The organism is Stutzerimonas sp. FeSN7, assembly GCF_030263795.1.
In the GTDB taxonomy this organism is placed as follows: domain Bacteria; phylum Pseudomonadota; class Gammaproteobacteria; order Pseudomonadales; family Pseudomonadaceae; genus Stutzerimonas; species Stutzerimonas stutzeri.
The window spans coordinates 2641994-2656543 of record NZ_JARPMN010000001.1 but is presented as its reverse complement, the minus strand read 5'-3'; the positions used below and the strand labels follow the sequence as shown (position 1 = coordinate 2656543).

Below are 14550 nucleotides of genomic sequence, written 5' to 3'. Positions count from 1 at the left end.
TTCGGTCTCATCCTGCGGAAAGATCCTCGCAATGGCGCCCCGACTGCTCGGCGCCATCTGGCAACGCAAAAAAGCCGAGGCTGGTGCCGAACGAAAAACCAGGTGGGCTCAGCCCATCGGTACGCCCTGCCTCGATGTGACCTCTTATAAGGAATAGGAAATGTCCAAACAGATTCTGGTTCTCCCCGGCGATGGCATCGGCCCGGAAATCATGGCCGAGGCGGTCAAGGTGCTGCAGCTGGCCAGTGACAAGTTCGATCTGGGCTTCGAGCTGAGCTATGACGAGCTGGGCGGCGCGGCCGTCGACAAGTACGGTGTGCCGCTGGCCGACGAGACGCTGGAGCGTGCCCGCGCCGCTGACGCCATTCTGCTGGGCGCGGTCGGCGGGCCCAAGTGGGACACCATCGATCCGGCCATCCGTCCGGAGCGTGGTCTGCTGAAGATCCGTTCCCAGTTGGGCCTGTTCGGCAACCTGCGTCCTGCGCTGCTCTATCCGCAGTTGGCCGATGCCTCGTCGCTCAAGCCCGAAATCGTCGCCGGTCTGGATATCCTGATCGTGCGCGAGCTGACCGGTGGCATCTACTTCGGCCAGCCGCGCGAGAGCAAGGTGCTGGAGAACGGCGAGCGCATGGCGTACGACACGCTGCCGTACAGCGAGAGCGAGATCCGCCGCATCGCCAAGGTCGGTTTCGACATGGCCATGGTGCGCAACAAGAAGCTCTGCTCGGTGGACAAGGCGAATGTGCTGGCTTCCAGTCAGCTGTGGCGCGCGGTCGTCGAGGAAGTCGCCAAGGACTACCCGGAAGTCGAACTCAGCCATATGTATGTCGATAACGCGGCCATGCAGCTGGTGCGCGCGCCGAAGCAGTTCGACGTAATCGTCACCGACAACATGTTCGGCGACATCCTGTCGGACGAGGCCTCCATGCTCACCGGCTCCATCGGCATGCTGCCGTCCGCCTCGCTGGATGCCGGCAACAAAGGCATGTACGAACCGTGTCATGGCTCGGCACCGGACATCGCCGGCAAAGGTATCGCCAACCCGTTGGCGACCATTCTTTCCGTTTCGATGATGCTGCGTTACAGCTTCAACCAGGTCGCGGCGGCCGATGCCATCGAACAGGCGGTAAGCGATGTGCTCGATCAGGGCCTGCGTACTGGCGACATCTGGTCCGAAGGTTGTAACAAAGTCGGTACTCAGGCGATGGGTGATGCAGTAGTCGCGGCCCTCGCGAAGTTGTAATCTTTCGGCCCGCCTTAATCTGCGCGGGCCACTTTTTCTATAGGTGTAGTTGCGATGAAACGTGTAGGTCTGATCGGTTGGCGCGGTATGGTCGGTTCCGTGCTCATGCAGCGGATGCTGGAAGAGCGGGACTTCGACCTGATCGAGCCTGTGTTCTTCACCACCTCCAACGTCGGCGGCCAGGGCCCCGATATTGGCAAGGAAACCGCTGCGCTGAAGGACGCCTACAGCATCGATGAGCTGAAAGGTCTCGATGTGATCCTGACCTGCCAGGGCGGCGACTACACCAACGAAGTCTTCCCCAAGCTGCGCGAAGCCGGCTGGCAGGGCTACTGGATCGACGCCGCCTCGGCCCTGCGCATGCAGGACGACGCGGTGATCGTGCTCGACCCGGTGAACCGCCGCGTGATCGACCAGCAGCTGGATGCCGGGACCAAGAACTATATCGGCGGCAACTGCACTGTCAGCCTGGCGCTGATGGGGCTGGGTGGCCTGTTCGAGGCCGGCCTGGTGGAGTGGATGAGCGCCATGACTTATCAGGCGGCGTCCGGTGCTGGCGCGCAGAACATGCGCGAGCTGATCAAGCAGATGGGTGCCATCAATGCGGCGGTGGCCGACGACCTGCTCAATCCCGCCAGCGCCATTCTCGACATCGACCGCAAGGTGGCCGAAACCCAGCGTAGCGAGGCTTTCCCGGTCGACAATTTCGGCGTGCCGCTGGCCGGCAGCCTGATCCCCTACATCGACAAGGAGCTGCCGAACGGGCAGAGCCGCGAGGAGTGGAAGGCACAGGCCGAAACCAACAAGATCCTCGGTCGCTTCAAGAACCCGATTCCGGTCGATGGTATCTGCGTACGTGTCGGGGCCATGCGTTGCCACAGTCAGGCGCTGACCATCAAGCTGAACAAGGATGTGCCGATCTCCGACATCGAGGGGCTGATCAGCCAGCACAACCCCTGGGTCAAGCTGGTGCCCAATCATCGCGACGCCAGCATGCAGGAGCTGAGCCCGGCGGCAGTGACCGGCACGCTGAGCGTTCCGGTCGGGCGCCTGCGCAAGCTGAACATGGGCTCGCATTATCTGGGCGCGTTCACCGTCGGCGATCAGCTTCTGTGGGGTGCCGCCGAGCCTTTGCGCCGCATGTTGCGTATCCTGCTGGAACGTTGATGAGCATTGCTTGAAGTGCCGAAACGCCGCGATTCGTCGCGGCGTTTTCGTCTGCGCAGCGCGCCGCTCGGCGGCGCTGCTTGCAGCGATCAGCCATTTCGCTACAGTGCCCGTCCTGATGCATGGAGAAGATGATGCCCTCGCTTGTCGGAGTTGCGGTTGTAGGAGCGGTCAGCCTGGTAGGTGAGGCCCTGGTCGAAGTGCTCGAAGAGCCTGGATTTCCACTTTCCGAGCTGCACTTGCTGGATAGCGGCGAGGGTATCGGCCACAGCGTGCCGTTCAAGGGACGTAACCTGCGCACTGGCGATGCGGATCGGTTCGATTTCACTCGCGTGCAATTGGTGTTTCTCGTCGGAGCGAGCGATATGGGCGCTCGATGCCGAGTCAGCGCGAAGGCCGCTGGATGCAGAGTCATCGATCTGTCCGCTACGGTCGCGGTCGAGCAGCAGCCTTGTCTGGTGCCGGAGGTCAATGGTGGCCGAGTCGAGGCGATCTCCGATTGCCGCTGCTTCAGCAGCCCGCTGCCGGAGTCGGTCGCGCTCGCGATTGCGTTGGCACCTATCCAGCAGCAGTTGGATCTGCAGCGAGTTACGGTTACGGCTTGCCTGCCGGTCTCCAGTCGCGGTAGTGCGGGTGTCAAGGAGCTTGCGCGGCAGACCAGCGAGCTGCTGAACGCGAGGCCGCTCGAACCGCGAGTATTTGGTCGGCAAATGGCTTTCAATATGCTCGCCCAGGTCGAGGAGCTTGACGGCGCCGGGCATGCCGATCAGGAGCGACGTGTGGCAGCAGAGCTTCGGCAGCTGCTGGGCCTTCCGAAATTGCAGGTTGCCGCAACCTTCATCCAGGTGCCGGTTTTCTTTGGCGAGAGTCTGGTGGTTTCTCTGCTGGGTGGCGCCGAAGCCGACATGCAATCGTTGACGGCAGCACTGGACGCGGCGCCCGGCATCGAACTGGTCGAGGCTGGTGACTATCCGACCGCGGTCGAGGATGCTGTGGGGCAGGACGTCATTCATGTAGGCCGCGTCCGCCAAGGCACCAGCGACCCGCGTGAAGTCAATTTGTGGATTGTGTCTGATAACGTGCGAAAAGGCGCGGCACTGAATGCTGTGCAGTCCGGTGAGTTGTTGATAAAAGACTATCTGTAAAAGATACTTACTGGAAATTCAAAGAATATTTCTAGCCGATGCGCTGAACGGCTTATCGCTGAAGGGGAGCCACCGTAAGGTGGCGCGGGCAGTGAAATAAGACCCTCTCGTAGTTCGAGAAAAAGATAAACAAGGGATTAAATAATGGTTCGGGTTCGCAATCTGGTGCTGGCAATCGCGGCTGCTACCGCGCTGACTACAGAAATGGCCCATGCGCTTGGGTTGGGAGAGGTCACGCTTCAGTCGTCTTTGAATCAACCGCTGATCGCCGAAATCGAGCTGCTCGATGCCAAAAACCTGGCACCGGGAGAGGTGATTCCGGTTCTCGCCTCGCTTGAGGAATTCAATCGTGCCGGTATTGATCGCCAGTACTTTCTGACCGACCTGAAGTTCACGCCCGTACTGCGTCCAAACGGAAAAAGTGTCATCCAGGTTTCGTCGAGCAAGCCGGTACGCGAGCCATATCTCAATTTTCTCGTAGAGGTCCTCTGGCCTAACGGTCGCCTGCTGCGCGAGTACACGCTGCTGCTGGACCCTCCGCTTTATTCGCCTGAAACTGCTGCCGCTGCTGCGCCGCAGTTGCCTATTTCTGCCCCTGCTCGCGCCGTCGAGCCCGTTCGCACCGCACCGCCTCGTCCGGCAGCCGCACCTGCGGCGCCCGCTACTGGCGTTTCCGTGGCAGCGCCAGCGCAGTCCGGTAGCGAATACAAGGTATCGGCTCGCGATACGCTGTGGGATATCGCGGAGCGTAATCGTCGTAACGGCACGGTCCATCAGACCATGCTGGCGATCCAGGATCTGAACCCCGATGCCTTCATCGGCGGCAATATCAATCGAATGAAGAGCGGGCAAGTGCTTCGTCTGCCTGATGCAGAGCAGATATCCCGCCGTTCGCAAGCTGAAGCGATCACCCAGGTCGCCGAGCAGAACGCTGCCTGGCGTCAGAGCCGAGGAGGCGCTGTAGCAGGTGCTCGTCAACTGGATGCGACCCGTCGCACCGAGGCCGGTGCTGCGCCCTCCCGTAGCGACTCCGGAGACAACCTCCGTCTTGTGGCTGCTAATGCCGGGAAGTCGACGGCAGGATCCGAAACCGGCTCTGCCGATGGTGGTAAGGCTCTTCGTGACAAGCTTGCGGTAACTCAGGAAAGCCTCGATTCCAGCCGGCGTGAGAATGACGAGCTGAAAGATCGGTTGAATGATCTGCAAGGACAGCTGGAAAAACTGCAGCGGCTCATGCAGCTCAAAGATGATCAGCTGGCCAAACTGCAGGCGCAGCTCGGTGCGGAAGGGCAGGTTCCGGAGGCGTCCGGTGCCGAGAATGCCGGTCAGGCTGAGCCGTCTGCTGGCGCGCCGTCTGAAGGCGGTGCCGCCAACGAAAGCGCCGCACCTGATGAGCCGTCGGCTGGCTCGGGCACAGGTCAGCAAGACTCTGCGCCAGTCGCCGCGCCTGCCCCCGCTGAGCGTCCTGCGGCGGCGCAGCCGGCCGCCAAGCCCGCCGCGCCGGCCAGACCGGTCGCCCCCGCGGTAGAGCCTGAGCCTCGCGGGCTGATCGACGACCTGCTTTCGAACACCCTGCTGCTCGGCGTGGTCGGCGGTAGCGCACTGTTGCTGCTGCTGTTGGGGCTCATGGCCTTGTCACGTCGTAACGCGATGAAGGAAGCCGAACTGCAGGAAAGCCTGCTGGCTGAAGAGGCTGTCGAAGACCTGCGCGTCGGAACGCCTGCTTTCGTCGATATCGGACAGGAGCATCCAGAGCCCGCCCCCTTTTCCGGCTCCGCCAGCACTGCGTCGGACGAGCTGACGTCTAGCACTGGGGATGCCTTGGCCGAGGCTGACATCTATATCGCATATGGCCGCTTCAATCAGGCTGCCGAACTCTTGCAGAACGCACTCAATGACGAGCCGCACCGACGCGACCTGCGCCTGAAACTCATGGAGGTCTACGCAGAGCTCGGCAATCGCGATGGTTTCGCTCGTGAAGAAAGCGAACTGCGCGAAATCGGCGGGGCTGCCGGCGAAGTCGAGCTGCTCAAGCAGAAGTACCCGGCCATGGCCGCTGCGCTGGCAGGTTCGGCAGTTGCGGCTGCGGCTGCTCATAAGAATGTGGATAGCCTCAGTCTTGATGACCTGCAGCTTGACGAGCCTGTTGCGCCGGCTGCAGGGCAGGATCTGGATGATGCCTTCGATCTCAGCCTGGATGATCTGGATATCGATCTGAATAACGAGCGTCCTACGGCGGTACCGGCTGACGACTCGCTGAACTTCGATGACCTGATGCTGGATGAGACTCCTGTCGAGCGGAACGAGTCGCCAGCTACAAGTGACTTCTCTTTCGAACTCGATCAGGGCGAAAGCCTGCAGGAAACTTCGCAGGAGAATATCTCCGACTTCTCCTTCGATCTCGAGGCTGAGAAAAGCACGCCGGCCGATAGCGGGTTTTCGCTGACTCTCGACGACGAGCCGACCGAAGCACCCACGGCTTTCGACGGTGACGATCTCGATTTCGAACTGGCCGAGCCGGTCAACACGAACACGCCTGAGCAGCTGCCAGAAGATTTCGATATCTCCCTGGACGAGCCTGAGGTGGAAGCGCAACCCCAGAGTTTTGCCGAGCAGTTGAATGTGGTCGAAGCTGAGCTGGATGATCTGTCCAATGATCTGAGCGAACCAACCCCAGTGCCGGCTGCGACGAGCGCTGCAGGCGGTGCGGACGATGACTTCGACTTCTTCTCCGATACCGATGAGACCACCACCAAGCTGGATCTTGCCCGCGCTTACATCGACATGGGGGATGCCGAAGGTGCTCGCGATATTCTGGACGAAGTGATTTCCGAGGGCAGCGACGTGCAACAGCAAGAGGCGCGCGAGATGCTCGCCAAACTAGCCTGATCATGAACCAAGCAGTACCCGAAACGGCAGCCGAAATGGCTGCCGTCGGCGTTTCCAGAATAGCTCTCGGTGTCGAGTACAAAGGATCCCGTTATCGCGGGTTCCAACGCCAGCGCGCCGGTGTGCCTTCCATTCAGGAGTCGCTGGAGAATGCCTTGACCAGAGTCGCCGGCGGGCATCCCGTTACGCTCAGTTGCGCCGGCAGAACCGATGCGCTGGTGCATGCCAGCGGCCAGGTGGTGCATTTCGACACCCCGGTAGAACGGAGCATGCACGCCTGGGTAATGGGGGCGAACATGAACCTGCCGCCCGATATCAGCGTGACCTGGGCCAAGAAGATGCCCCCGCATTTTGATGCGCGTTTCAGTGCAATGGCTCGTCGTTACCGCTATGTGATCTATAACGATCAGATTCGGCCGGCGCATATGGCGGAAGAGGTCACCTGGAACCATCGCCCGCTGGATATCGAGCGGATGCGTGCCGCCGCGGCAGCGTTGGTTGGCACGCACGATTTCAGTGCGTTTCGTGCTCGACAGTGTCAGGCCAAGTCGCCGATCAAGACCATTCATCATCTCGAGTTGCTCCAGTTCGGACGGCTCATCGTGATCGACGTACGCGCGAACGCATTCCTTCATCACATGGTGCGTAATTTTGCCGGTGTGCTGATGACCATCGGAGCAGGCGAAAGGCCGGTGGAGTGGGCTGCGCAAGTGCTGGAGTCGCGAGTTCGACGCACAGGCGGCGTAACTGCTCATCCCTATGGCCTTTATTTGGTCGAGGTCGATTATCCGGCAGAGTTCGAACTACCTGAACGCTACCTCGGTCCGCATTTTCTTTCCGGCTTGCCAGATGTGCGGCGCTGATGGGAGAGGGCTCCGCAGCATTCGCTTGCAGCTGGCAGGCCTTTTGTTACCATCCGGTTTCCCTGTAGATAGGTAAGCTCCTTTGCCAGTCGTTCGCAGCAAGATTTGCGGCATAACCCGGGTTGAAGATGCGCTGATCGCAGCCAAGGCCGGCGCCGACGCCATCGGGCTGGTTTTCTATGGCAAAAGCCCGCGTGCGGTCAGCCTGCAGCGGGCGCGCGAGATCGTTGCCGCGTTGCCCCCATTCGTCACGACGGTAGGTCTGTTCGTGAACGCCAGTCGCTGTGAAATCAACGAGATTCTCGACGCCGTTCCGCTGGATATGCTGCAGTTCCATGGCGATGAGTCGCCGGCACAATGCGAAGGGTTCCACCGGCCGTGGTACAAGGCGTTGAGAGTAGGCGGCGGAGAGGATATAGCCGCGCAGGTGGCGCTCTATGCCAACGCCAGTGGCATTCTCCTCGATACCTTTGTCGGCGGCGTTCCTGGAGGCACAGGAGAGTGCTTCGATTGGTCGTTGATTCCGCCGAACTTGTCCAAGCCGCTGATTCTGGCAGGAGGGTTGACGGCGGATAACGTCGAACAGGCCATTGCCCAGGTTCGACCGTACGCGGTGGATGTCAGCGGTGGGGTGGAGGCGAGCAAGGGCATCAAGGATGCCGTCAAGGTTGAAACCTTTGTCAGGCGTGTGCGCTCGGTCATGTGACGCCTGACCAGCCGGGGCCGTCCAGTAACGAGTCGCCGGTGGACCGGCACCGTTTCGCTGATTCATCTCCCCCCGGGCGGTAATCAGGTTTTTGCGGCTGCGCCTCCAGGCGCGTCCGATGAGCGATCAGGAGAGCAGCAAGCCTCCGATCGCAAAACGATCAATCTGCCTGCAGCGCGTGTGCGCTCGGGACTGAAGCTTTGGAGAACAAGAGCATGAGCAACTGGCTGGTAGACAAACTGATCCCTTCGATCATGCGCTCGGAGACGCAGAAGAGTTCGGTACCCGAAGGCCTCTGGCACAAATGCCCCTCCTGCGAGGCGGTACTGTACCGCCCCGAGCTGGAGAAGACCCTCGATGTATGCCCCAAGTGCCAGCATCACATGCGCATCGATGCGCGTACCCGACTCGACATCTTCCTCGATGCCGACGGCCGCGAAGAGATCGCTGCGGAGCTTGAGCCGGTCGACCGTCTGAAGTTCCGCGACAGCAAGAAGTATAAGGATCGTCTGTCTGCAGCGCAGAAGCAGACGGGGGAGAAGGACGCCCTGATCGCCATGAGCGGCAAGGTCCTCAACGTTCCGGTAGTGGCTTGTGCGTTCGAGTTTTCCTTTATGGGCGGCTCCATGGGTGCAATCGTGGGCGAGCGCTTCGTGCGTGCCGCTAACGTCGCTCTGGAAAAGCGCTGCCCGCTGGTGTGCTTCTCCGCCTCGGGCGGCGCACGCATGCAGGAGGCGCTGATCTCGCTGATGCAGATGGCCAAGACCTCCGCGGTCCTGGCACGCATGCGCGAGGAAGGCTTGCCGTTCATTTCTGTGCTGACCGATCCGGTCTACGGCGGCGTTTCCGCCAGCCTGGCGATGCTTGGTGACGTGATCGTGGCGGAGCCTAAGGCCCTGATCGGCTTCGCGGGTCCGCGGGTAATCGAGCAGACTGTGCGCGAGAAACTGCCGGAAGGCTTCCAGCGCAGCGAGTTTCTGCTTGAACACGGTGCGATCGATCTGATCATTCCCCGTGCCGAGCTGCGTAGCCGCCTCGCTCGCCTCTTGGCCCAGATGCAGAAACTGCCGACGCCGGTAGAGACATCTCAGGTAACGGCCAAGGCATGACCAGCCGGAGCCTGGCCGACTGGCTCGCCTACCTGGAACAGTTGCACCCGACCGCCATCGACATGGGCCTCGATAGGGTTCGCGCGGTGGCGGCCAGGATGGCCATGACACGGCCGGTCCCTCTGGTGGTCACGGTCACTGGCACCAACGGCAAGGGCTCCACCTGTGCCTTCATCGCCTCGTTGCTGAATGCTCAGGGGCTGAAAATTGGCAGCTACAGCTCCCCCCACCTGTTGCGCTACAACGAGCGTGTCCTGCTGAGTGGTCGTGAAGCGAGCGACGCAGAGCTTTGCGAAGCGTTTGCCGTGGTCGAAGCGGCTCGTGGCGAGATTTCCCTTACCTATTTCGAAATGGGCACGCTGGCGGCGTTCTGGCTGTTCGAGCGTGCCGGGCTGGATGCCGTAGTGTTGGAGGTCGGGCTCGGCGGGCGGCTGGATGCCGTCAATATCGTCGATGCCGATCTGGCGGTGATCACCAACATCGGCCTGGATCATGCCGACTGGCTGGGCAATAGCCGCGAGAGCGTCGCGTACGAGAAGGCCGGTATCCTCCGCGAGGGCAAGCCCGCGCTCTGTGGTGACCTGGATCCGCCACAGCCATTGCTGGACCACGCCAATTCACTGAGTGCACCCCTGCTGCTGCGTGGGCGAGATTTCGATCTGGCGATGGGGGCAGGGGATTGGCATTGGCGGGGCGTCGACGCCGCTGGAGCGCCGCTGGAACTACACGGCTTGCCGCTGCTCACCTTGCCAATGGAGAACGCGGCGCTAGCGTTGCAGGCCTACGCAATGCTCGGGCTGCCGTGGGACCCGGCAAGGCTGGCCCGCGCGCTTCTGCAGACACGGGTCGTGGGGCGTCTCGATAGCCGACAGGTCGTCTGGAATGGTCGGCGGATTGCGCTGTTGCTGGACGTTGGCCATAACCCGCATGCCGCAGCCTTTCTCGCGCAACGTCTCGAACAACGGCCGGTCGCTGGGACAAGACTGGCGGTCTTTGGGTTGCTGGCAGACAAAGACCTGTCGGGCGTGCTCGATGCCCTCGTGCCATCGATTTCGGATTGGGCGGTGGCCCCGTTGCCTACGCCGCGGACGCAATCGGCTACACAGTTGGCTCAAGCGCTGCTTGAGCGCGGTGCATCGGTCAGCGAGTATGCAACTATCGAGCAAGCACTCGATGCTCAGTGCGCCAGGGCGGAATCGGTCGACGAGATACTGGTTTTCGGTTCGTTCTACTGCGTGGCCGCGGCACTCGAGTGGCTGGAACAACAGGTAGGGGATGGTGGACATGGCACTGCTGGATAAAGGATTGCTGCAACGCATGGTCGGCGCGCTGGTGCTTATAGCGATCGCGGTCATATTCGTGCCGATGCTGTTCAATCGGCAGGACGACCTGCGGCATGTCACCGTTGATGCGCCCAGCATTCCAGCTGCACCAGTGGTGGCGGAGATCGAAATGGAGCCGGTCGACGTTCCGGAACCGCAGTCCGTACCCGAAGGTTTCGAGATCATCGAGGAAGGCGCCGAGCCGGACGCCGCGCCGCCTGCCGTCGCATCGGCTCCAGCACCCATCGAGCCCATCGCGCCTGCCGCGCCGACAGCCTCCGCGCCAGCGACGCCCGAGCAGCCAGCACCGGCGAAGACCGAGCCACCGGTTGCGGAGCCGCGGCTCGACAACAATAACCTGCCTGTCAGCTGGTCGATTCAGCTGGCCAGCCTGTCGAATCGGGCAAGCGCGGAGAGTCTGCAGCAGGCGTTGCGCTCCCAGGGCTACAACGCCTACATTCGCACGGCGGACGGCATGAATCGTGTGTTTGTCGGGCCGCTCGTGGAGCGCAGCGAAGCGAACAGGCTTCGTGATGTGTTGCAGCGCCAGCAGAAGCTGGACGGTTTCGTGGTGCGCTTCAAACCTGAAGGAAGCTGACTCGCTCGGCTGGTCAGGCAGCGGATGGCCGGTCGCAGTTGTCCTCTCATCGCCGGGTCACTGGCGCGTACCCCTGGCGCTTGCGCTCTGCTAAAATGCGCCGCCTTTTCCTCCTTGCAGAAAACATCGTGGCATTCACCTGGGTCGATTGGGCCATCATCGCCGTCATTGCCGTTTCCAGCCTGATCAGCCTGAAGCGCGGCTTCGTCAAGGAGGCGCTTTCGCTGCTGACCTGGATCATCGCTGGCGTGGTTGCCTGGATGTTTGGTGGTGCGTTGTCCCACCACCTCGCTGAGTACATCAGCACACCGTCGGCCCAGGTGATCGCGGCCTGCGCGCTGTTGTTCGTGGCGACCCTGCTGGTCGGAGCGCTGGTGAATTTTCTGATCGGCGAGCTGATCAGGGTGACCGGTCTGTCGGGGACCGATCGGTTCCTCGGCATGGTATTCGGTGCCGCACGAGGTGGCCTCTTGATCGTGGTGCTCGCCGGCTTGCTGAGCCTCGGACCGGTGGAGCAGGACCTGTGGTGGCGCGAATCGGCATTGTTGCCACACTTTCTCCTGATCGCCGATTGGTCGAAGAACCTGATTCTCGGATTCAGCGGGCAATGGTTCGCTGGGTCGCTCAACCCGCCGGGTTGAGGTCTTTCGTTTACGGATGCTCGGCCTGCCGCGGTATCCGGTCTGCCTGTAATAACTGAGAGGTTCCTTGCATGTGTGGCATTGTCGGCATCGTCGGTAAGTCGAACGTCAATCAGGCGCTGTATGACGCGCTTACCGTACTGCAGCACCGCGGCCAGGACGCAGCCGGTATCGTGACCAGCCACGATGGGCGGCTGTTTCTGCGCAAGGACAACGGCCTGGTGCGCGATGTGTTCCAGCAACGCCACATGCAGCGCCTGGTCGGCAACATGGGCATCGGTCATATCCGCTATCCCACGGCTGGTAGTTCGAGCTCGGCCGAAGCGCAGCCGTTCTATGTGAACTCGCCGTACGGCATCACGCTTGCGCATAACGGCAACCTGACCAACGTCGACCAGCTGACCAAGGAAATCTACGAGTCGGACCTGCGCCACGTGAACACCAGCTCCGACTCGGAGGTGCTGCTCAACGTGTTCGCCCACGAACTGGCCGTGCGCGGCAAGCTGCAGCCGACCGAAGAGGACGTCTTCGCCGCCGTCAGCAAGGTCCACGAGCGTTGCCGCGGTGGCTACGCCGTGGTGGCGATGGTGACCGGTTATGGCATCGTCGGGTTCCGCGACCCGAATGCAATTCGCCCGATCGTTTTCGGCCAGCGCCACACCGACGAAGGCGTCGAGTACATGATCGCTTCGGAAAGCGTGTCGCTCGATGTGCTCGGCTTCACCCTGATTCGCGACCTGGCGCCTGGCGAGGCGGTGTACATCACAACCGACGGCAAGCTGTTCACCCGTCAGTGCGCCGATGCACCGAAGCTTGCGCCCTGCATCTTCGAGTACGTCTACCTGGCGCGTTCCGACTCCCTGATGGACGGGGTTTCGGTGTACAAGGCTCGTCTGCGCATGGGCGAGAAGCTGGCCGACAAGATTCTGCGCGAGCGCCCGGACCACGGCATCGACGTGGTCATCCCGATTCCGGATACCAGCCGCACCGCGGCGCTGGAGCTGGCCAATCGGCTCGGTGTGAAGTTCCGCGAAGGCTTCGTCAAGAATCGCTACATCGGCCGCACCTTCATCATGCCCGGACAGGCGGCGCGCAAGAAGTCGGTGCGCCAGAAGCTCAATGCCATCGATCTGGAGTTTCGCGGCAAGAACGTCATGCTGGTGGATGATTCCATCGTGCGCGGCACCACCTGCAAGCAGATCATCCAGATGGCTCGCGAAGCCGGCGCGAAGAACGTCTACTTCTGTTCGGCGGCGCCGGCGGTGCGTTATCCCAACGTCTATGGCATCGACATGCCCAGCGCCCACGAACTGATCGCCCACAACCGCACCACCGAGGAGGTGGCCGAGCTGATCGGGGCCGACTGGCTGGTCTATCAGGATCTCGAGGATCTGATCGATGCGGTGGGTGGCGGCAAGGTGAAGATCGAGAACTTCGATTGCGCGGTGTTCGACGGTAACTACATCACCGGCGACATCGACGAGGCCTATCTGCACAAGATCGAACAGGCGCGCAATGACCTGAGCAAGGCCAAGACCAATGCCGTCAGCGCGATCATCGATCTGTACAACAACTGATTCATGCCGGCACGCCAAGCGCTGCCGGCTGAGGTAAGACTATGACCATCGAATGGGAAGCCGGACGGCTGGATAGCGAGCTCGACGGGGTCGGGCTCGACACCCTGGCCGTGCGCGCCGGTCAGCGCCGTACGCCGGAAGCCGAGCATGGCGAGCCGCTGTTCTTCACGTCCAGCTACGTGTTCCGTAGTGCCGCCGATGCGGCCGCACGTTTTGCCGGCGATGTACCGGGCAATGTCTATTCGCGCTATACCAACCCGACAGTGCGGGTCTTCGAAGAGCGCATCGCTGCGCTGGAAGGTGCCGAGCAGGCGGTCGCCACCGCCTCAGGAATGGCGGCGATCCTCGCCACGGTGATGAGCCTGTGTTCGGCGGGCGACCATGTGCTGGTATCGCGCAGCGTGTTCGGGGCCACCGTCTCGCTGTTCGAGAAGTACTTCAAGCGCTTCGGGGTGCAGGTCGATTACGTCCCGCTCACCGACTTCGCCGCATGGGAATCGGCGTTCAAGGAAAACACCAAGCTGGTATTCGTCGAATCGCCGTCCAATCCGCTGGCTGAGCTGGTGGACATCGCCGCGCTGGCGCGCCTCTGCCACGGCAAGGGCGCCATGCTGGCGGTGGACAACTGTTTCTGCACGCCAGTGCTGCAGCAGCCGCTGAAACTGGGGGCCGATATCGTCATCCACTCGGCGACCAAGTACATCGACGGCCAGGGCCGCTGCCTTGGCGGTGTGGTTGCCGGGCGCAGCGAGCAGATGAAGGAAATCGTCGGCTTCCTGCGTACCGCCGGGCCGACGCTCAGCCCGTTCAATGCCTGGGTGTTTCTCAAGGGGCTGGAAACCCTGCGCCTGCGCATGCAAGCTCATTGTGCCAGCGCTCAGATACTGGCCGAATGGCTGGAACAGCAGCCGGGCGTCGAGCGGGTGTTCTACGCTGGCCTGCCGAGCCATCCGCAGCACGAGCTGGCCAAGCGGCAGCAGAAGGGCTTCGGCGCGGTGCTGAGTTTCGAGGTGGTCGGAGGGAAGGAGGGCGCCTGGCGTTTCGTCGATGCCACCCGGCTGATCTCGATCACTGCCAACCTGGGCGACAGCAAGACCACCATCACCCATCCCGGCTCGACCACCCATGGTCGGCTGTCGGCCGAGGATCGCGCGACCGCGGGCATCAGCGACAGCCTGATACGCGTTGCGGTGGGTCTGGAAGACGTGGACGATCTCAAGGCCGACCTGGCCCGCGGGTTGGCCGCACTCTGAGCCACCGCACCATCCCATAGCGGCACCGTTCGACTGC

General features: G+C 61.9%; 12 protein-coding genes. All 12 read left to right on the top strand.

All coding sequences use genetic code 11. The annotated features are described in order from the left end of the window. Positions 1-160 precede the first annotated feature (160 nt). Complete coding sequence (leuB, locus tag P5703_RS12420; RefSeq protein WP_013982518.1) at positions 161-1243, top strand: 3-isopropylmalate dehydrogenase; 1083 nt, start codon at positions 161-163, stop codon at positions 1241-1243. A gap of 54 nt (positions 1244-1297) precedes the next feature. Continuing rightward, positions 1298-2410, top strand: a complete 1113-nt coding sequence (gene asd / locus P5703_RS12415; protein WP_013982519.1) for an aspartate-semialdehyde dehydrogenase — start codon at positions 1298-1300, stop codon at positions 2408-2410. A 134-nt stretch (positions 2411-2544) separates the two neighbouring features. Beyond that, on the top strand, positions 2545-3555 hold the full coding sequence (locus tag P5703_RS12410; RefSeq protein ID WP_279641783.1) for an aspartate-semialdehyde dehydrogenase: 1011 nt from the start codon (positions 2545-2547) through the stop codon (positions 3553-3555). Positions 3556-3699: 144 nt separating this feature from the next. Continuing rightward, positions 3700-6444 (top strand): motility hub landmark protein FimV, encoded by a 2745-nt coding sequence (locus P5703_RS12405; RefSeq protein ID WP_279641777.1) that lies wholly within the window; start codon positions 3700-3702, stop codon positions 6442-6444. A gap of 2 nt (positions 6445-6446) precedes the next feature. Then, entirely contained in the window at positions 6447-7307 is an 861-nt protein-coding gene (gene truA / locus P5703_RS12400; RefSeq protein WP_011912931.1) for a tRNA pseudouridine(38-40) synthase TruA, read from the top strand. A gap of 82 nt (positions 7308-7389) precedes the next feature. Further along, positions 7390-8013, top strand: coding sequence for a phosphoribosylanthranilate isomerase (locus tag P5703_RS12395; RefSeq protein WP_045157828.1), 624 nt, complete (start codon positions 7390-7392; stop codon positions 8011-8013). A gap of 215 nt (positions 8014-8228) precedes the next feature. Further along, positions 8229-9122, top strand: coding sequence for an acetyl-CoA carboxylase, carboxyltransferase subunit beta (gene accD / locus P5703_RS12390; protein WP_017245300.1), 894 nt, complete (start codon positions 8229-8231; stop codon positions 9120-9122). Continuing rightward, on the top strand, positions 9119-10423 hold the full coding sequence (gene folC, locus P5703_RS12385; RefSeq protein WP_279641778.1) for a bifunctional tetrahydrofolate synthase/dihydrofolate synthase: 1305 nt from the start codon (positions 9119-9121) through the stop codon (positions 10421-10423). The genes accD and folC overlap by 4 nt, the downstream gene beginning before the upstream one ends. Further along, on the top strand, positions 10398-11042 hold the full coding sequence (locus tag P5703_RS12380) for an SPOR domain-containing protein (RefSeq protein ID WP_279641779.1): 645 nt from the start codon (positions 10398-10400) through the stop codon (positions 11040-11042). The genes folC and P5703_RS12380 overlap by 26 nt, the downstream gene beginning before the upstream one ends. Positions 11043-11137: 95 nt before the next feature. Further along, positions 11138-11683, top strand: coding sequence for a CvpA family protein (locus P5703_RS12375; RefSeq protein ID WP_017245303.1), 546 nt, complete (start codon positions 11138-11140; stop codon positions 11681-11683). Positions 11684-11754: 71 nt separating this feature from the next. Next, positions 11755-13260 (top strand): amidophosphoribosyltransferase, encoded by a 1506-nt coding sequence (purF, locus tag P5703_RS12370; RefSeq protein ID WP_013982531.1) that lies wholly within the window; start codon positions 11755-11757, stop codon positions 13258-13260. 41 nt (positions 13261-13301) lie between these two features. Beyond that, a complete protein-coding gene (locus P5703_RS12365; RefSeq protein ID WP_279641780.1) occupies positions 13302-14513 on the top strand; it encodes an O-succinylhomoserine sulfhydrylase in 1212 nt (403 codons plus the stop codon). Positions 14514-14550 lie beyond the last annotated feature (37 nt).

What these genes read in the sequence shown, in the direction of transcription:
- accD (WP_017245300.1), top strand. Translation starts at nt 8,229, where the DNA reads ATGAGCAACTGGCTGGTAGACAAACTGATCCCTTCGATCATGCGCTCG.
- truA (WP_011912931.1), top strand. Translation starts at nt 6,447, where the DNA reads ATGAACCAAGCAGTACCCGAAACGGCAGCCGAAATGGCTGCCGTCGGC.
- folC (WP_279641778.1), top strand. Translation starts at nt 9,119, where the DNA reads ATGACCAGCCGGAGCCTGGCCGACTGGCTCGCCTACCTGGAACAGTTG.
- P5703_RS12380 (WP_279641779.1), top strand. Translation starts at nt 10,398, where the DNA reads ATGGTGGACATGGCACTGCTGGATAAAGGATTGCTGCAACGCATGGTC.
- P5703_RS12365 (WP_279641780.1), top strand. Translation starts at nt 13,302, where the DNA reads ATGACCATCGAATGGGAAGCCGGACGGCTGGATAGCGAGCTCGACGGG.
- leuB (WP_013982518.1), top strand. Translation starts at nt 161, where the DNA reads ATGTCCAAACAGATTCTGGTTCTCCCCGGCGATGGCATCGGCCCGGAA.
- asd (WP_013982519.1), top strand. Translation starts at nt 1,298, where the DNA reads ATGAAACGTGTAGGTCTGATCGGTTGGCGCGGTATGGTCGGTTCCGTG.
- P5703_RS12405 (WP_279641777.1), top strand. Translation starts at nt 3,700, where the DNA reads ATGGTTCGGGTTCGCAATCTGGTGCTGGCAATCGCGGCTGCTACCGCG.
- purF (WP_013982531.1), top strand. Translation starts at nt 11,755, where the DNA reads ATGTGTGGCATTGTCGGCATCGTCGGTAAGTCGAACGTCAATCAGGCG.
- P5703_RS12410 (WP_279641783.1), top strand. Translation starts at nt 2,545, where the DNA reads ATGCCCTCGCTTGTCGGAGTTGCGGTTGTAGGAGCGGTCAGCCTGGTA.
- P5703_RS12375 (WP_017245303.1), top strand. Translation starts at nt 11,138, where the DNA reads ATGCGCCGCCTTTTCCTCCTTGCAGAAAACATCGTGGCATTCACCTGG.